The following is an 18215-nucleotide window of genomic DNA, read 5'->3' as shown; positions in this document are numbered from 1 at the left end:
ACATCAGTAGCTTTACAGAAATTGGGAGCTATCGGTATCAACAACCGATGATATTGCCATCCCACAATTCAGGCTATTATTCTGTAATCAATCCCGCTTGAATAGTCTTTTTAACCCTTGTTATCATCTTCCTCTTGTGGCGGAACAATAAAGGTGTTCAATTTTTCAGGTCAGCAGGAGAGGTTGAATTTTATGGAACTATTAAAAAGTGGTATAATTACATTTTTAGCCTCGTTATTTTGTATTTGGCTCTTACGACCATTGGCTATTCGAATTGGGTTTGTGGACCGTCCCAATGGACGGAAATGGCATGAAAAAAATGTCCCTTTGATTGGGGGAATTGCTTTATTTTTTTCTTTTTGGTTTGCTTTATTAGCACTTTCAACATCATTACTTCCTTATCGAGGAATGTTGGCAGGTAGCAGCATTTTAGTGCTTATGGGCGTGGTAGATGATTTTAGAGATTTAAGTTCTAAGCTGCGCTTGGTGGGCCAATTATTTGCGGCATTGCTGATGATTATTTGGGGGAATGTGATCTTTTCTAATTTGAGTAATTCATTTTTTTTGGTTTAAAAATAGGTTTATGGCCAATACCTTTAACAGTATTAGTAGTATTAGCTAATATTAATGCCATGAATATGGTCGATGGTCAAGATGGCTTAGCCGGGGGCGTTGCTTTAGGACAAGCGGTTTTATTACTCTTTTTAAGCAAGCAGTTACAATGCGTTTCAGATTCTCGATTTTTATTTATTTTAATTATTTTATTAATCGTTTTTTTAAGCTTTAATATGCGATTGCCCTGGCGCAGACATGCCAGTATTTTTTTGGGAGATTCCGGAAGTACCTTTATCGCTTTCCTATTAGCGTGGTTTGCAATTGATTTATCCCAGCAAAATTCTGCGTTGATTAATCCTATGACGGTGCTGTGGATAATGGCTTTTCCTCTTTTCGATTTGATAAACGTCATTGCCTTGCGAGTTCGACAACGAAAGCCCATATTAGTAGCTAGTCGGGACCATTTTCATCATTTTCTACATGTGGCAGGTTTGAATGCTTCTTTGTCCACTTTATTATTATGTACTTTATCCTTTATTTTAGGGCTCATTGGATTGGCAATGAGTTATCTTAGAATCTCTGATGCCTGGCAGTTCATTTTGTGGGTAGCAGCTTTATTATTATACATTTACATTGTGGAACTCACTCGCAAACCTCTGATTACCAACGCCAGGTTAGAGGAAGCGGTGACAACTCAGGAAGGCTGAAAAACTACTTTTACTGTGTTAATTTATTATAAGTAGCTAATTCTATTTCTTCTCTGACTCCCGGGGTGAGTAATATTCTCTTTATCAAAGCGCGCTAGGAAATGCACTTAGTAAAAGTTTTTTTAGAAAGGAGGAGATAGGGTGAATTAATCTTGTATCTGAAAGATCATTTCCAGAATTTTGGTTTCTCTTTGGTGATTATACTCACTTATCGTTTCGATATTAATCCACTCAGTAAAGATAAGGACATCCTTATTTTTTATTTGATGGCTCTCTTCGATACTAGAAAAAAGATTTTTTCGTGAGTAATGAAAAGAGTACGCAATTTCTATTGGGCAAAGTAATCGCTTTTCTTAATGCAACTGCATTCCCCTCAATAGATAAATTTTTTAGATAGTCGTTAAGAAAAAAATCTTTAATAGCACGGTTGATAGTTTCAAACAATGTTTTTTCATCCTGAATTTTATATTTTTGAAGCTCCCATAATCTCCATAAAATTAAGTTTCGTTGGAATATCTGATTCTTGAGTAAACGCTTCGAAAAGATTCACCAAATGTTGTGAATCGACTTTTTGGAAATTTTCAATTATAGAATGGACATCCTTGAAACGAAGTGTAAAAACTCCTTTTAACGTTTTCGTTTAAGACTTAATATATCGGAATTTTTTGTAAATGTTTAAGAACTTTATCAACTGATTCTAAATTTTTAATTTTGATAGTAAGATTGATGTGACAACGATTTTCTAACTTATTCACATAGCTGTTTAATTCTAAAATTGAAATGTTTTCATTAGTGATTGTATTAGTAATCTCGCGAATAATGACAGTCTTATTATCAGCGATAATTATAACATCGACCGGGATATTGTTTAGGTAAAGATTCATCCCAGTGGATTATTGTGACCCACTGGGGACGATATTTAAGAGACTGCTGGATAATTAAAGTAATCTTGATGATGGATTGGTTATCCCTCGTCCCTGAGTAATATAACCAACAATAAGATCGCCTGGAATGGGGTTGGCAACACCGGGCTAATTGGATTAACAAATTACCCATTTTTTTCCAAACTGATGTAGGGACTAATTTTTGTTTGACGCATTTCTAGTGGTATAAGAAATGTTTGAGGCTCTGGAGTTTTTTCTGAGGCTCGAAGGCGGTTTAATACCGACTGGATTTCAATATCACCTGTACCAATAGTGGCTAACAAATCTATTACGGAAGCGAAATTAAAAGAAAAATAGATTTGATTAAGAGTCTGTTTGGCAAAACAGGTTTGGGATACTCTTTTTCCCAGATTTCTTCTCCAGAGGCTATTTGACTTTCTCAATCCTTTTTATGAAAACTAATGACGGACTTTGCTTTTTGATTGACGAGTTTTTTTAAATAACTTAATGTGAGCCCAATCCCGACTGGGATAACCTTCTTTTATTGCTTTTTTTCCCTCTTTATATTTCGAATAAGCGGAAACCCCTAACTCCGCTTGTTCGTGGATTTCGTAAGTCCGGATTTGAATTTCAACGTTATGATTTTTTGGGCCAATGATGGCAGCGTGAATAGAACGATAGCCGTTATCTTTAGGTTTGCCGATATATTCATGGAATTCTTTTGATATGAGTTTCCAGAGAGAATGTACGATACCAAGAATGGTATAACAATCTTCTAATGTACGGACTAAAATACCCACGGCACTGATGTCATATATCTCACTGAAATCTAATTCTTTTCTTTGTATCTTTCGATAAATACTATAAATATATTTAGCCCACCCAGAAACATTAAAATTTTTAATATGGTTATCTGAAAACAATTTTTCTAATTGTGTGATGAAATCCGAAATATATTTTTCCTGCTCGATTCTCCGCATATTGAGAGATTTCGAAATCCTGCTGTAATTATCATGGTCCAGGTAGCGAAAAGCCAAATCTTCTATTTGCCATTTAAGTTGACCGACCCCTAGGTGATTAGCTAATGGCGCATAAAGATCCATAATTTTTTGGGCAATATCTTTTTGTAAAGAAGAAGATTAATTGCGTAAAAAACGTAAGGTAACTCTAATCGCTCTGCTAATTTGATGAGTACGATACGAATATCGTCCACTATCACCAATAATATTTTCTGAAGATTATCAATAAAATTTTTTGTTGAGAAAATTCACTAGCCCAAAGCGATATGTGATCAATAGTATCCATGCGACAAACACCAATTAATAATTTAATTACAGCGTCATCGATTTTGCTCGTTGATACCCCCTCATTTGATTCTTTCAATTGTGTAAAGGCGGGATAAATTAACGCAGCAGCGAGTTTCTTATTATCACAACGGAGGTATCGCAATTCGGAGTCGATGGCTAATCGCTAATCCTTTTTCCACTAGATCTTCTTTGAGCGCGAGATCACTTAATTGTTCTGCGAATAAACAGGCTTCTCTTAACAGATGATTACAGGCTTCTCTTAACAGATGATTATTTTGTTGCTGGTCTATTTGAGCTAACCATTGTTCAACTTTTTCTAACATTTTGTAAATAATGCCATGGCTTCTATATGATTGGTGTGAGGAAACATATCAATGAGACCTATGGTTTTTAAAAATAATCACCTCTAATAATTCTTTGGCATCTTCTGCCAACCTTGTCGAATTGTAAGAGATATATACAATGTAGATAACATTGGTTTTTACTATCCATTATATCAGTGCATATGAGTGTTTTGGCGCCGTTATGGAGAGAATAATATGATTTTGTCATAACGGCGTTTTGCCCATTCTTCGATGTAAGGAGAATCGAATAAATCTTCACAAAAAAATTCTGCACTTGAAATAGAATTATTTTGGGCATTTATTTTTGCTTGTTCGACAGCGGTAAGGTAAAATCAGCTTCAACTTCTACAACGTACTTCACATATTTGGCCAAAAGTAATGAAAAATTACCAATACTACAAAATAAATCAATTAGTTAGTAGTTAGTAGTTGGTCCTGAGACTTTAAATCGAGCAGTATTTTGATGCAGATTAACGGAAATATTTATTTGAATAAATTGATGAAGTAAAAATTGGATGGTGAGTTTCTTATTTGTTTGCTACATTTGCTACATGATAAGTTAAAGAATTCTTTTCATTTAGTCTCTATAAATAGAGTATTAATTGATATTCGTTAGAAAAAGCACGAAATTTTTCCAGATCGAAAGGAGGAAGAGGTGAAAGGTGTCTAACGATAATAGCAGCTTGTTAATCACCAACTGCAATTTCTATTTGAGGAATCTTATTGTGTATTTTAAGTTGATATAAGAGTGTGCTGAACTTAAAATATGTAGACCAACTATACTTAAGGGGTCTAAAATTTCACAGAGTTGAATATCAGCCATATAACGACCTTTATTTCGCAAAATCTGACTAAAACTTTATATTTTTTTAATTACATACTCTACGCTCAATCGCGCTTTGCAACGATAACCCCAGAGAGAATTTTGCATGGGTTTCATAAGTAATGCTGTTTAAATGCATTGCGAAGATAATATTTCTAAAAGTCGTTCGGTTTTATAATTAATTTGCTCATCCTAATGAATGAGAGATTTTGGAGTTCACAGAAGCCGGGGGGTCCACCCACCACATACGCCAAAATGGCAGAATTGTGGTTGTGCTGTGCCAGCGCGTCTATATTTATTGCATTGAGTTTCTCATAGTCTGGACACTTCACTTCAGCGCGGGCACAATAGTACCTCTATGAGTCTAGTCATTGCCATTTTGGGCGCTATTATAGCCATCTTCAGCATCATCATTTTGCATGAGTTAGGGCATTTTGTTGTTGCCTGTGCCTGCGGTATTAAAGTATTGCGTTTTTCTATTGGCTTTGGTAAGGCACTTTGGAAATGGAAGGGAAAGAGTGGGACGGAATATATTTTGGCTTTCTTGCCTCTAGGAGGCTATGTTAAAATGTTAGGAGAAGGCGATGAGATTACGTCTGCTAAAGATGCCCATCGTGCCTTCAACCAAAAACCTCTTCTTATCCGAATGCTGGTCGTTCTTGCTGGACCGTTCACTAATTTTTTGTTAGCGCTGATTGCCTTCTGGGGTGTATATCTGATGGGCGTGACTCATACTCGACCTATTGTGGGCAAAGTTGTCCCCCATTCAATCGCAGCGCAAGCAGGAATTAAACCAGGTGATGAATTGGTAGAAATCGATGGGAAAGCGATTAAAAACTGGCAGCAGGCTTTAATGGCAATAATTGCTCTAATGGGTGATCGGAATCAAATGGAGATGATGGTTAAGCCTCAAAATTCCTCTCAAGCAAGTTTGCGGAATTTAGAATTATTGAAGTGGAATTTAGATCAGCGCAGTCCAGATGTGTTTAAAAGCTTGGGTTTGCTTCCTTATCAACCGAGAATTCCTCCCGTCATCGCCTCAGTAATGAAGGGGTCGCCAGCAGAAAGAGCGCAATTACAACCGGGTGATCGCGTGAAGGCGATCAATTATCAGCCGGTGAAAGACTGGCTAGAAGTGGTTAATAATGTCCGACAAAAACCAAATGAGAAAATTCAACTCACAGTAACGCGAAATAATGAAACTCATCTAATTTCCTTAACAACGGGTAAAAAGTACGTGGAAGGGACAACGGTAGGTTATTTAGGTGTTTTATCGCAACCACCCCCCTCAATGGCCTGCTAATTTGATTTACAAAGAAGAATATTCGTTCTGGGGAGCTTGGCGGTCGGCGGTAGAGCAAACTTGGCGGCTTTTGACTTTTAATATGATGGTTATGGTAAAAATGATTGTCGGCAAGATTTCTATCCACACCCTTGGAGGTCCCATTACGGTATTTCAGGCGGCTGGGAAAGCAACCCAAGCTGGATTTCAAGCCTATTTAGATTTTATTGGATTTATTAGCTTAACAATCGGTTTCATTAACTTATTACCCATCCCAGGATTAGATGGTGGACATCTTTTTTTCAGATAATTGAGGGTCTTTTTCGCCGTCCTGTACCTGAACGCATTCAAATTATTGGTTTAATCCTAGGTATGGTATTTTTCATTTTCCTGATGGTTCAGGCGACAATTAATGACATCGCTCGTTTATTTTTTAAATCATAAATTCGACTCATCTTTTATTGAATGTCTCTCTTAAGGGAGAGTTTAAGTTATTTCTGAAAAATTAGAGAGATATTGTTATTTTTTTGCATACGCACCAACAAATAAGAATAATTTACCATGTAACCCATTGAAAAATAATTTTATGATAATGTTTCTCTAAATTCATATTGTAGGGAATTTCCGTTCTCCATTAAGGGAAGGGTCTTTTTATCTTTAAATTCTGAGTTAATATAGAAATTCGCTTTAGTTTCAGAAAAATATGTTTTTATAAGATGTAAACCGCGCAAATCAGATATCAAAGGTGAACTTAAAATAAACAATTACGAAGGATCTTTTTATGAGAAAAGCACTTGCTAGTATTGTCGTAATTATCTTTGCGGGCTTATTATGCAGGGGAATTCTCTCCCAAGTCGTTATACGGCTAACCAGTCGTTGTAATATCCATACTATATGTCTTAATTAAGAAAGATCGTTTCGATATAAATTTATTTCCCCAAACCTGCCCGCTATTCTTTTGGACGGCGGTTTTTTTATCGTCATTGAGTTGAGGGTGTTTTCAAGAATAGTTGCATTCTTTGATGTTTTTGTCGCAAAATGGATTTTGCGCAATAAGCCGATGAACATAAAGGAGAGGGATAGTGCTATGACCCGAAATAAATGCTTTTTTATAGATCTTGAAATTGTTATAGCTCTTGAAATTGGAATTCTCCTCTCTTTTTTCTAGTAGTCGGGGGGTTTGTTCTCGTAGTCGAGAAGTCATAGCTGCGCAGCAATCTTTTATGAGATCTTTTATGAGATTGCAACTGTGCGCGATACTGATGCTTGCACTGCTTTGGATACGTTGAGCCGAAGCTCAAAGACAACCTTTGGCAATTCGAGCTACCTAAATTCTAAAACAGTTACCTAAACCAATACAGAGATTACATCCCTGGGTAAAAATCTCTAAGAACTGTGAAACGAGAGATTCAGGTACAGGTAAGAGCCTAAAAATTCTTTATTTTTTAATTGTTTTATTGGATTTTTTGGGAAATCCGTATATAGTGGAAAAATTGTGATCCACTACTACGAGGAGTACTCATGTCAGTTCGGTCTTTGACTGCGCAACCTAAACCTTTTTATCTCATCTTTTTCATCGAAATCTGGGAACGATTTGGATTCTATGGTGTACAAGCGCTACTCGTTTTATACATGGTCCAACGATTGGGTTATAAAGATAGTCATGCTGATTTCCTTTTTGCTGCTTTTAGTGCCTTAGTTTTTTTACTTCCCTGTTTAGGCGGATATATTGGTGATAAAGTATTAGGAACTAAACGGACGATTTTATTAGGTGCAGTAGTTTTAGCGCTGGGCTATTTATTATTGTCCTTACCAGCAATTTCCAGCCATCATCTTGCACTTCCCTTAGCTTTTATTGCAGTAGGGGTAGGGCTCTTCAAAGCCAATCCTTCCAGTTTACTCTCAAAAGTTTACGAGGAGACACCTCATAATCTAGATAGTGGTTTTACCTTATATTACATGGCCATTAATATCGGTGGAGCCATTTCAATGAATCTCACCCCCATTTTAAATAAAATTTTTGGTTGGCATGTGGCTTTTTCTGTTTGTTGTGCTGGAATGATCCTTGCTATTTTAAACTTTCTTTTTATGCGGAAGACTGTAGTTGGCGTCGGATCTAACCCTGACCAAAAGCCTATGCGCTGGAATTATTTTGGCTATGTTTTATTGGGAACAGCGGCGTTAATCGTCGGGAGCAATTTTTTATTAAATCATTATCAAATGGTGTCTTGGCTTCTTTTGGGTGGGACTATCACTTTACTCTTCTCTTATATGAGGTTAATTGCTAAAGCAGCGCCGGAAGAACGAAAAGGAATGTTTTTATTTATAATTTTATTCGCTCAAGGTGTTGTTTTTTTCGTATTATATTTCCAAATGCCAACGTCGTTGTCATTATTTGCTTTGCGCAATGTTCATCACTCAATACTAAGTATTCCGATTCAACCGGCTCAATTTCAAATGCTCAATTCATTTTGGGTAATGGTAATGAGCCCAGTAATGGCTTGGTTTTACCAGGGATGGCATAAACATAATCGAGATTTATCATTACCAGCTAAGTTTTCATTAGGAACGCTCTTAGCTGGATTAGCCTTCTTATGCTTGCCATTGGGTTCTCTCTTCAATCACCACGGGGTAATTTCGGGTATGTGGTTAGTTTTTTCCTATTGGTTGCAAAGTACGGGAGAACTTTTGGTAAGTGCTCTTGGTTTGTCCTTGGCGGCCCGCTATGTGCCACAACGATTTATGGGATTCACTATGGGCCTTTGGTTTCTGTGTGCTTCCGTCGCTAGCATCATTGCAGGCAAAGTGGCTAGCATCGCCAGTATTCCTGCAAATATTTCCACAAATCCTTATTTATCATTGCCTATTTATAACCACTTATTCATAAAAATTGGTTTAATAACGGTTGCTATTTCACTGGCCATGTTTACTTTAGTACCTCTTCTTAAGAAACTAACGGGGAATGACCGACAGGTAAGTGGTGGGCAAGTGGCGGATGCTTATCGGAAAATGAGTTAGCGGAATTAGTGAATAATAAAGCCTATTAGCTGGGACATTTTTTCCCTACAAGGCGGCCCCCTAGACCTAGGGGGGCTTTGCGCTTTGTTCTCTTGTCTGATTTCTGTAGACTAGAATCAATTTTTAATAGGAAAAATTGATAATTAATCATGTACTTAAAGACAATTAAACTAGCAGGATTTAAATCATTCGTTGATCCTACTTTAATTCCCATTCGTGGTGCCATGAGTGCCATTGTGGGACCTAATGGATGTGGTAAATCGAATGTGGTGGATGCAATTCGTTGTGTCATTGGTGAAACCTCAGCGAAACAGTTGCGAGGACAGTCTATGAGCGATGTTATTTTTAATGGCACTACATCACGTAAACCGGTGGGGAAGGCTTCTATTGAACTTCATTTTGAGAATAGTGATGGTCGAGTAGGGGGAGCATATGCCCAATACGCTGAAATCGCCATTCGGCGAGAAGTAGAGCGCGGTGGACAATCCGATTATTTTGTCAATGGAATGCATGTACGCCGACGCGACGTGGTGGACATCTTTTTAGGAACGGGTCTTGGGGCTCGGAGCTACGCCATTATCGAACAAGGAATGATATCCAATCTTGTCGAAGCAAAGCCTGAAGAATTGCGGGCGCATATCGAAGAAGCTGCAGGGATCTCCAAATATAAAGAACGTCGCCGCGAAACAGAAAATCGGATGTGCCACACTCAAGAAAATTTAGGTCGAGTCAATGACATTTGTGAGGAATTGGCTAAGCAATTGCGTCATTTGAAGCGACAAGCGAATGCTGCAGAGCGTTATAAACTTTATAAAAAAGAGGAACGCTTATTAAGCGCCCAAATTAAAGCATTACAATCGCAAGGATTGAACCATAAAATTTTAGAATTTGACCAAATGATTGATCGACAACACACATTGCGAGAGGAAAAGCAAAGTGATCAACATCGTATCGAAACCGAAATAGAAAAAATACGAGTACAATTAGCAGAAATAAATGAAAAACATCAGGAAGTTCAGAAAGAATATTACGGATTAGGAGCCGATATTGCCCGTTTAGAACAACGCATTAAAGATATGCAAGAAAAAAATCAGCGGTGGCAAACGGAATTAGAAGAAAATGAAGATGTTTGGGAAGAATTGCAAAACAATACTTCAGAATGTGAAGAACAGATCACTAAGTTGGAAGCAGAACTAGAGCGCTTAAAGCCTCAATCATCCACTATTAAAACCATTGTAATTACTGCTGCGCAGGCCTTAGCAGAGATGGAAACGAATATGAATCGGTGGCAAGAAATATGGGAGGCTTTCCAAGCTGAGACGTCACAAATAGCTAGTCAGTTTGAAGTGATGCACACGAAAAAAGAGCATTGCGAGCAACAGTTAACTGAATTAGGAAAACGCCGTCAGCAATTTCAGCAGAATTTGAATCAGTTACAGCTTGAGGAGCTGCATAGTGAAATTTCTCTTTTGGAAGATCACTCGGCAATGCTAAGCAAAAACCTCAAAGAAACCCAAGCTCAGTTACAAACCTTTGCTAACGAAATTGCACTCCAACGAGAAGTGAATAAGGTGTTGCGTGCGAAATTGCAAACCTCGTATCAGGCTTTACAAGCTATGGAAGCGCGTGCGGCTTCGTTAGAGGCTTTGCAAAAATCGGCCTTAGGAGACAACACTAACGAAGGTGTCAATGAATGGCTTTCCCGTCAAAATTTAAAAGAGAACCCCCGATTAGGTCAAAACTTAACAGTAAATTCTGGGTGGGAAATTGGTGTAGAAACTGTATTGGGCGGATATTTTGATACAGTTTGTGTGGATTTATTGGAAGCATTTATTTCTCCTGTGACTGAACTCTCTGCGGGTAGGCTCACTCTCATGGATCGAAGTACAATATCTGCAGAACCGTCTCAGGACAACAATAAAGCAACCCTTTCCAGCCAAATAAATAGCGATTGGCCTTTTCAGCATTGGTTGGCGGGGATTTATATTGCTGATTCTTTAGAGGAAGCTCAGCAATTGCAGTCTTCATTGCAAAATAATGAATCTGTGATAACCCGTGAGGGGATATGGTTAGGGCCGAACTGGATCCGTATTTCTAAAATGCAGGATGCACAAAACGGATTTTTGGTCCGAGAGAAAGAGTTGAAACAATTGAAAAGCCACATTATTAAGCAACAGGAAAAATGTAAGGACCAAGAAACATTTTTGAAGGAAGGCGAACAAAAATTAATTCAGCAAGAAGCACATCGTGAATCATTGGTTCGGCTTTATCAAGAATTAAGTTCAGAAGTGACGACAATAAAAACCACCTTGGGTGCTAAAAGGGCGAGGTTGGAGGATGCTCAACAGCGACAGCTTCACCTGAAAGAATCGTTAAGCGATTGTGAGCAGAAAATAATCGAATACCAAAGGGAATTAGAATTCATCAAAACCAAAGCTCACTCCTTGAGCGATTCGAAACAACAATTGATCACCTGGCGTGAGGAATTATTGCAGGAACGCGATCATTATAAACAAGCATTAGTTGAGCGCCGAGAAGAAGATCATCAAAAACGTAAAGAGGCTGACGAATTAGAACTTCGTTTAGCGAGCAATGAGGATCAATTGAATTTATTAAAAAAAACCATTGTGCGAGATCAACGACAATTAAAGCAATTGACAGAGCGGCGGGAAACATTATCTCAGTACTTATCAGGAGGAGACAAATCTTTAGAAGCATTGAATCAAGAATTACAAGCACAATTGGATAAACGATTGACTATTGAAAGAAAATTTCGTGAAGTGGAGGAAAATTTAGAAGAAATTAATCAAACTTTACGTCATCTTGAAAGCGAACGTTCCGCCACGCAAAAAGCACTCAATGAAACTCAAGCTCAATTAGAGGAGTGTCGGATACAACGGCAAACGGTAAGTGTGCGTCAAACTACTATTCAAGAACAATTAAATAAAAACGCATTTAATTATGAGCAATTGATACGCGAGTTACCTGAAGAAGCTGCAATTAATACTTGGCAAGAAAAACTCGATCATGTAGTGGAGTGTATTCAACAAATGGGTCCAATCAATTTAGCAGCTATTGAAGAATATGAAAATATTAATGAAAGAAAAATCTACTTGGATAAACAACATGCAGATTTAACAGAAGCTTTAGAAATTTTAAAAAATGCCATTCATAAAATCGATCGTGAAACGCGTGCTAAGTTTCAAGAAACTTATGGTCGAGTTAATCAGCAATTTCAATCATTATTTCCACACATTTTCGGTGGGGGTTGTGCAGCGTTGGAAATGACGGATGCTAATCTATTAACTACAGGTGTTATTGTTCGTGCGCAACCACCTGGGAAACGAAATGTTACTATCCATATGTTATCCGGGGGTGAAAAAGCATTAACCGCTGTTGCTTTGATCTTTTCTTTATTTCAGCTAAATCCGGCACCCTTTTGCATTTTAGATGAGGTGGATGCACCGTTAGATGATATTAATGTTTGGCGCTTCTGCCAGTTGGTTAAAGAGATGTCAAAAGAGGTACAATTTTTAGTAATTAGCCATAACAAAGTAACCATAGAAATGGCCGATTATCTGATTGGTGTCACCATGCATGAGCCAGGTGTTTCACGTATCGTTTCCGTCGATATAAAGGAGGCTATTCGGATGGTGGAGGTGGCTTAGAAAGGTAGATAAATTTTATGTGGTTCATTTTATTTTTAATATTTCTGTTGATAGGGGGATGTTGGATTCTGTGGATTCGTCAGCGAAGATGGTTGGTAGAGATCGTCGGAGTTACCGTCGAGAATCATTGCTCTCGGGAGATTTTCAAAATGGCAAGACGGAAATCGATATAGACGATACTTTAGGTTTGCCTGCTAGAAAGAAGACTGAAATTAAAATAGAAAATGCGAATGGTACTTTGGGAAAGCCAACAAGCTCTAATGATATTGCCAACATTGTGACTCTCTACCTAATGGCGCCTCCAGAATATTCTTATAATGGGTATGAATTATTGCAGGCCTTTTATTGGCAGCCGACTTGCGGTATGGTGAGAAAAATATTTTTTATCGACATGAAATGAAAACCGGGCGAGGTCAGATATTATTTAATTTAGCATCGGTAAATAAACCAGGAACATTTGAATTGTCTAAAATGGGTAGTTTTTCTTGTCCTGGTTTGGTGTTATTTCTTTTATTAAAGCGTGTGCCAAACCCAATGACGGCTTTTGATAGTATATGTTAGAAACGGAATTGGAGTTAAGCGAAGATTTGGGTGGTGAAGTGTGGGATGAAGAGCGGAAGCTTGTAAATATGGATAAAGTTGTCCAAATCCGAACTCGGATTCGTTATTTTGAAGAATCCCAATACAGGTACAGAATTTTTTGAAGAAAATACATCAGTTAAAGTATAGGTGAAAAAATTGGCGGTTCCTGCAAAGCTTCGCAAGCAGGTCGAGCGGTTACGTAAAGAGATTAACGATTACGATTATCGATATTACGTTTTGTCGGAGCCTATTATCCCCGATTCGGTTTATGATGAGCTTTTTCGCGAATTAAAACAATTAGAAGAAAAATATCCGGAATTAATTGTGTCTACCTCGCCCACGCAAAGGGTAGGTGCTGAACCACTTAAAACATTTAAAACTGTTTTTCATGAAATTCCTATGTTATCTCTAGATAATGTGTTTGACGAAGCAGGATTGCGAGCCTTTGATAAAAGAATTCGACAGCTATTGAAATCAAACGAATCCATTGAATACATCTGCGAACCTAAAATGGACGGTATGGCATTGAGTTTGCTTTACGAAAAAGGTAAATTGATTCGTGCCGCAACGCGGGGTGACGGCTTTTCCGGAGAAGATGTTACCCAAAATGCCCGGACTATTTCGACAATTCCTTTGCAATTACGTGGCCACGATTTTCCTCGAGTCGTTCAGATACGGGGGAAGTATTAATGCCGAGCGAAGGGTTTGAAAAATTTAATCGCGAGGCCGAAAAACGAGGAGAAAAAGTATTCGTAAATCCCCGCAATGCTGCTTCAGGAAGTTTACGCCAATTGGATCCACGAATTACAGCGAAACGCCCTTTAATTTTTTACGGTTATCTCCTAGGACTAGTTAGAGGTAGTGATTTACCCCAAAAACATAGCGACGTTCTGGTGCAATTTAAAAAATGGGGGATTCCAGTTATTTCTGAAACGATGGTATTGGAAGATATCGAAGCTTGTTTTGGTTATTGTGAGCATTTACGAAAAATTCGGGACATTATTCCTTTCGATATCGATGGTGCGGTTATGAAAGTTAATTCTCTTTCTTTGCAAAAAAGATTAGGTTTTGTATCACGTGCACCAAGGTGGGCAATCGCTTATAAATTTCCAGCTCAAGAAAAAATGACTATGGTAAACGACATTGAATTTTATGTGGGACGAACGGGTGCGGTAACGCCAGTAGCGCGATTAGAACCCGTTTCCGTTGGAAGGGTAACGGTCAGCAATGCTACTTTGCATAATTTCGATGAACTTCATCGAAAAGATGTTCGTGTGGGTGATACGGTTATTGTACGCCGGGCTGGCGACGTGATTCCCGAAATCGTTGCGCCTTTATTAGCAAAACGGCCCAAGAATGCCAAAGTAATAAAAATTCCTACTCGTTGTCCCGTATGTCAGGCGGAAGTTATAAAACCCGAAGGTGAAGCCGTAGCTCGGTGTGTTGGGGGTTTATATTGTCACGCTCAATTGCGAGCAACCATTAAACATTTCGTTTCGCGCCGAGCAATGGATATTCAGGGGTTAGGTGACAAATTAGTCACTTTGTTTATTAATGAAAAATTAATTAGAGATATAACGGGTATTTATGAACTGGATAAAGCTGCTCTTTTAACTTTGCCTAGAATAGGTCAAAAATCTGTCAAAAATTTATTAACTGCCATTGAAAAAAGTAAAAAAACCACTTTGCCCCGATTTTTATATGCATTAGGAATCCTCGGAGTTGGTGAAACAACAGCGCGAACTTTGGCTCGGCATTTTCAGGAACTTGAACCACTAATGAAAGCTTCTAGTGAGGAGCTGTTAGCTATTAAAGATATTGGCCCAGTCGCCGTTGAGAATATTAGAAGTTTTTTCCAACAAAAATATAACGTTGAATTAATCAATAAATTAATCCGACTTGGCATTCAATGGTCAAAAGAAAAAGTGACCTTGAAATCAGGAATTGCTGGAAAAAATTTTGTGTTATCCGGTAGTTTAAAAACCTTAACGCGGGACAAAGCAAAAGAAAAAATCGAACGCCTCGGTGGTAAAGTTAGTAGCAGTGTATCTAAAAATACGGATTATTTAGTGTCTGGGAAAAATCCTGGTAGCAAATACGAAAAAGCAAAGAAATTAAACATACCTATCATTGATGAAAAATCTTTTTTGGAATTGTTAAAAAATAATCAAAAATATGCTCTTCGATTGGTTTTCGAAAATTATTAACAAAAAAATTATTTTTGATATTTTATTATATAAAAATAATTTTTATATAAAATACTGACTTATTAATTTTCAATTATCGATTCTATTGAAAAATTTTTTAAATTTCTATCCGATAAGAATAGAAAAGTAGAGATATTTTCGTCCAGCACCTCGCTTAATTAACCAATTTCATCTAGTTAAAATGGTTGCATTTCGATCCAAGTATCTTTTATAAAAAGATAAATATTTAAAGAAAATACATTTTACAAATTTTCAAATAACTTTATGAAAAAATAAAATTATTAAGAAAAAATTATTTTAATATTAATATAAATTTTTATATCATGCAAGCTAAATTTAAAAATGAATATATTTAATTTCTAAATTAATAGAGGAGAAGTAAATTTCGTTGTGGTTTAATATAAAAAAATTAATATAAAAAAAGAAGAAGTGCTAATAGGTTATAATGCATTAAAGGAAAAGAAAATAAAATTTTATAGAACTAAAAAATTTTTTTGAAGATATTTCGTATGTTTATAATCAAATTATAGAGATCAATTATGAGAAAATGGAATCTAAAGAGGATACATACGAAAAAATAGAGAATTTTATATTTTTTGATAATTTTTTATATATTCTCATACAAAATTTATTTTTTTGCTAAATTATATAAATAATTTTTTTTATGGATAGATATGTATCAAAGCAAATAGATTTATTTTTTAATATATCTAAAGGATACTTGACAGAAAAAATAAATAGTCTGTTACGTTTTACTAAATATATAAATCTAAATATATGAATAATGAGGCTGATGAAATACTAAGAAGTGATATCGTTGGTTATTTCAATTTCTTGACATACTATCGTGATAGCAGAAATCCAGGGTATAGCCGAATAAAAGAAGCGATTGCTTTTTAGTTCTTATGTCTAAAAAGATGTTTTCACCAGATACTCATAAAAGCAATTTTTTATTAGAGTTAGTAAATCTTCAAAAGATTTAGTCAAAAAATTAATTGAAGTTGCTCTAGATGCTAATAATCTTAAAGATATTAGTGAGGAGTTAACCAAGGAAACGATTGGTCGTGTCATTGTCTTATTTTAGTTGCGAATAGGTTTGAATTTTCTAAGCTTTCCCGCACTGAATATAAAATTGAAATTGAGCGAATTTTAAATCATCAGAAAGGATTAGATAATAAAAAGCTTTAAAATATTCTCAAATGAGGTAATGGAGAGCCTGATTTGATTGTACATGCGATCATATCGGCCAATAAATGGTCTGTTTTGCAAAAATTAGAACTCCAAGTGCCTCCTCCGCTTTATCGTCTTTGGAACGTCAGATTCGGTCTTCCTCTGCATCAAATACATTGCCACTAACTTCGTCAGCGCTACCGTCGCTACCACTACTACAGTGCTTCCACTATTTCCGCTAAAGGAAAAATCACACCGTTGAAAACCAAAACAATTAATTGCAGCAGACGCCTAAAGTAGGTAATTTTAGTCTGGCTGATTCTTAGTAAAGTGGAATTAAAAAAAATTCTAGAGAAAGATAAATAAAAAACTTCCTCTGTTTCTGATGAACTCGACCTAAAAACAATTTTAGATGCCAAAAACAAATTGAAAAAATTTGAGATACCAGAGAAATCAAAAGAGGAACCACAATCGAATGATGTGTGGCATTAATATTAGTAAGACGTATGGTTATGGAATTAAGTGACTCTGAATTAGAAAAAGGATTAGAAAATGAGAGTTCAGATGACTGGTCTGATCGGGAAGAGGAGCTAGATTTTTCGAAGGGAAAAAATGGAAAAGAGAAATCATCAGGTTCTTAAACTTCGGTTGAAGGCGATCAGATAAAATCAGGAGAACAATTTCCGAATGGCAGTCTACATAGTCTTCTGTCTACGGTGTACTTATAGATGAAGTTACGGAGATGGAACCGCGAGTTGCTCAAAAATCTAGTTGGCTAAAAAATCAATTCGGATTGTTTGTAGCAACTTCTAAGGATATTGCTGGCGGGAAAACTAGTGTTGAAAAACAAAAATCTGATCAGAAGGAAATGTCTTCCCAGACGGTATCAGTGAAATATTTTTCCAAATAAACTAACCAAAAGGAGATAAAACAATAGCTATACAATTTTGGGAAAATCAAAAAATTGATAAACTATATTATGACTATTCCTTGCACTCCTTGATTAAGGACGCTGGTATAATAGAAGAATGTAAAAAATTCTCTACTAAATCGTGCAGCAATATGCAAAGAAAAAATTTAAAGTGGGCAAGATTTGTTCGATAGCCTAGAAATGGAAAGAACGGCGTATTTTATTTAATTACGGTTTATATTGTTTTCCAGGATGGAAAAGCTTTAGTGGTAGATAAAGACAACTTTTTAGAGGTGGGTATTTTGATAAACCTACCCACAAGCCTATTATAGTTTGCCTATTATAGTTTAACATTAGATGACAAACGTGAAGTCGTGCAAGTGTCTAAAATGGACATGGTTGTAAAAGCCAAAAAATTAGAAAGCTCACGTAAGGGGTACTAACTTTCTCGAATTAGAAAAACAAAAACGGGTAAAAAAGCTTAATATAATATGCTATGGATAAATTTCAAGAAGTTACGCTTAAAAAATCTTGAAAAACAGCAGAACTGGATTTAAATAGATTTAAATATCTGTAGTCGTTTGTTAATCGCCTACGTTTGTTAATCGCCTACAAAGTAATGAAAAGAAATATCGGAAATTCATGATAAAAAGGTATCCGACATAGAGATTTAAATCCATCGAATATTTTATTCGACCTTGAAAGAAAAGAAGTTTTAGTTTTAGATTTTGGTTTGTCTGAAACTCAGGATAGTTTTT

At 36.5% G+C, this 18215-nt stretch carries 13 protein-coding genes and 3 pseudogenes; 10 read left to right on the top strand and 6 right to left on the bottom strand.

Features of this window, described 5'->3' with window-relative positions:
* The first annotated feature begins 192 nt into the window (after window positions 1-192).
* Window positions 193-1262: pseudogene (locus MRH55_RS06300) on the top strand (MraY family glycosyltransferase).
* A 647-nt stretch (window positions 1263-1909) separates the two neighbouring features.
* Here MRH55_RS06300 and MRH55_RS06295 read toward each other — a convergent pair.
* The 6 genes from MRH55_RS06295 to MRH55_RS06275 form a co-directional block, all read right to left on the bottom strand.
* Window positions 1910-2146, bottom strand: coding sequence for an ACT domain-containing protein (locus tag MRH55_RS06295; RefSeq protein WP_304985345.1), 237 nt, complete (start codon window positions 2144-2146; stop codon window positions 1910-1912).
* A 54-nt stretch (window positions 2147-2200) separates the two neighbouring features.
* Window positions 2201-2260, bottom strand: a complete 60-nt coding sequence (locus tag MRH55_RS08200) for a hypothetical protein (RefSeq protein WP_500784523.1) — start codon at window positions 2258-2260, stop codon at window positions 2201-2203.
* A 50-nt stretch (window positions 2261-2310) separates the two neighbouring features.
* The gene (locus tag MRH55_RS08195; protein ID WP_500784509.1) at window positions 2311-2589 is read right to left on the bottom strand and encodes a RelA/SpoT AH/RIS domain-containing protein; all 279 of its coding nucleotides are present in this window, start codon (window positions 2587-2589) and stop codon (window positions 2311-2313) included.
* A 15-nt stretch (window positions 2590-2604) separates the two neighbouring features.
* On the bottom strand, window positions 2605-3249 hold the full coding sequence (locus MRH55_RS06285) for a RelA/SpoT-related domain-containing protein (protein ID WP_304985343.1): 645 nt from the start codon (window positions 3247-3249) through the stop codon (window positions 2605-2607).
* The gene (locus MRH55_RS06280; protein ID WP_304985342.1) at window positions 3228-3359 is read right to left on the bottom strand and encodes a hypothetical protein; all 132 of its coding nucleotides are present in this window, start codon (window positions 3357-3359) and stop codon (window positions 3228-3230) included. Before MRH55_RS06280 ends, MRH55_RS06285 begins: the two co-directional genes overlap by 22 nt.
* Before the next feature lie 216 nt (window positions 3360-3575).
* Window positions 3576-3776, bottom strand: coding sequence for a hypothetical protein (locus MRH55_RS06275; RefSeq protein ID WP_304985341.1), 201 nt, complete (start codon window positions 3774-3776; stop codon window positions 3576-3578).
* A gap of 1202 nt (window positions 3777-4978) precedes the next feature.
* On the opposite strand from MRH55_RS06275, the gene rseP reads away from it, so the two are divergent.
* The 9 genes and pseudogenes from rseP to MRH55_RS06230 all read left to right on the top strand — a co-directional run bounded on the left by rseP (window position 4979) and on the right by MRH55_RS06230 (window position 17457).
* Entirely contained in the window at window positions 4979-5923 is a 945-nt protein-coding gene (rseP, locus tag MRH55_RS06270) for an RIP metalloprotease RseP (RefSeq protein WP_304985340.1), read from the top strand.
* A 1-nt stretch (window position 5924) separates the two neighbouring features.
* On the top strand, window positions 5925-6212 hold the full coding sequence (locus tag MRH55_RS06265; RefSeq protein ID WP_304985339.1) for a site-2 protease family protein: 288 nt from the start codon (window positions 5925-5927) through the stop codon (window positions 6210-6212).
* A 1211-nt stretch (window positions 6213-7423) separates the two neighbouring features.
* Window positions 7424-8949 (top strand): annotated as a pseudogene (locus MRH55_RS06260) (oligopeptide:H+ symporter).
* A gap of 120 nt (window positions 8950-9069) precedes the next feature.
* On the top strand, window positions 9070-12588 hold the full coding sequence (gene smc, locus MRH55_RS06255) for a chromosome segregation protein SMC (RefSeq protein ID WP_304985338.1): 3519 nt from the start codon (window positions 9070-9072) through the stop codon (window positions 12586-12588).
* Between the two features lie 58 nt (window positions 12589-12646).
* A complete protein-coding gene (locus MRH55_RS06250) occupies window positions 12647-12988 on the top strand; it encodes a hypothetical protein (protein WP_304985337.1) in 342 nt (113 codons plus the stop codon).
* Complete coding sequence (locus MRH55_RS06245) at window positions 12934-13149, top strand: cell division protein ZipA C-terminal FtsZ-binding domain-containing protein (RefSeq protein WP_369421113.1); 216 nt, start codon at window positions 12934-12936, stop codon at window positions 13147-13149. The genes MRH55_RS06250 and MRH55_RS06245 overlap by 55 nt, the downstream gene beginning before the upstream one ends.
* Before the next feature lie 168 nt (window positions 13150-13317).
* Window positions 13318-15377 (top strand): annotated as a pseudogene (gene ligA, locus MRH55_RS06240) (NAD-dependent DNA ligase LigA).
* 1682 nt (window positions 15378-17059) lie between these two features.
* Window positions 17060-17188, top strand: a complete 129-nt coding sequence (locus tag MRH55_RS06235) for a hypothetical protein (RefSeq protein WP_304985335.1) — start codon at window positions 17060-17062, stop codon at window positions 17186-17188.
* A 101-nt stretch (window positions 17189-17289) separates the two neighbouring features.
* Window positions 17290-17457: a hypothetical protein gene (locus tag MRH55_RS06230; RefSeq protein WP_304985334.1), complete on the top strand. Its 168-nt coding sequence runs from the start codon at window positions 17290-17292 to the stop codon at window positions 17455-17457.
* Window positions 17458-18215: the final 758 nt, after the last annotated feature.

The organism is Coxiella-like endosymbiont (assembly GCF_030643785.1).
Lineage (GTDB): Bacteria > Pseudomonadota > Gammaproteobacteria > Coxiellales > Coxiellaceae > Coxiella.
This window is presented reverse-complemented; position numbering and strand designations above follow the sequence as displayed.

What these genes read in the sequence shown, in the direction of transcription:
- MRH55_RS06295 (WP_304985345.1), bottom strand. Translation starts at nt 2,146, where the DNA reads ATGAATCTTTACCTAAACAATATCCCGGTCGATGTTATAATTATCGCT.
- MRH55_RS06285 (WP_304985343.1), bottom strand. Translation starts at nt 3,249, where the DNA reads ATGGATCTTTATGCGCCATTAGCTAATCACCTAGGGGTCGGTCAACTT.
- MRH55_RS06275 (WP_304985341.1), bottom strand. Translation starts at nt 3,776, where the DNA reads ATGTTAGAAAAAGTTGAACAATGGTTAGCTCAAATAGACCAGCAACAA.
- rseP (WP_304985340.1), top strand. Translation starts at nt 4,979, where the DNA reads ATGAGTCTAGTCATTGCCATTTTGGGCGCTATTATAGCCATCTTCAGC.
- smc (WP_304985338.1), top strand. Translation starts at nt 9,070, where the DNA reads ATGTACTTAAAGACAATTAAACTAGCAGGATTTAAATCATTCGTTGAT.
- MRH55_RS06250 (WP_304985337.1), top strand. Translation starts at nt 12,647, where the DNA reads ATGTTGGATTCTGTGGATTCGTCAGCGAAGATGGTTGGTAGAGATCGT.
- MRH55_RS06235 (WP_304985335.1), top strand. Translation starts at nt 17,060, where the DNA reads ATGGAATTAAGTGACTCTGAATTAGAAAAAGGATTAGAAAATGAGAGT.
- MRH55_RS06230 (WP_304985334.1), top strand. Translation starts at nt 17,290, where the DNA reads ATGGAACCGCGAGTTGCTCAAAAATCTAGTTGGCTAAAAAATCAATTC.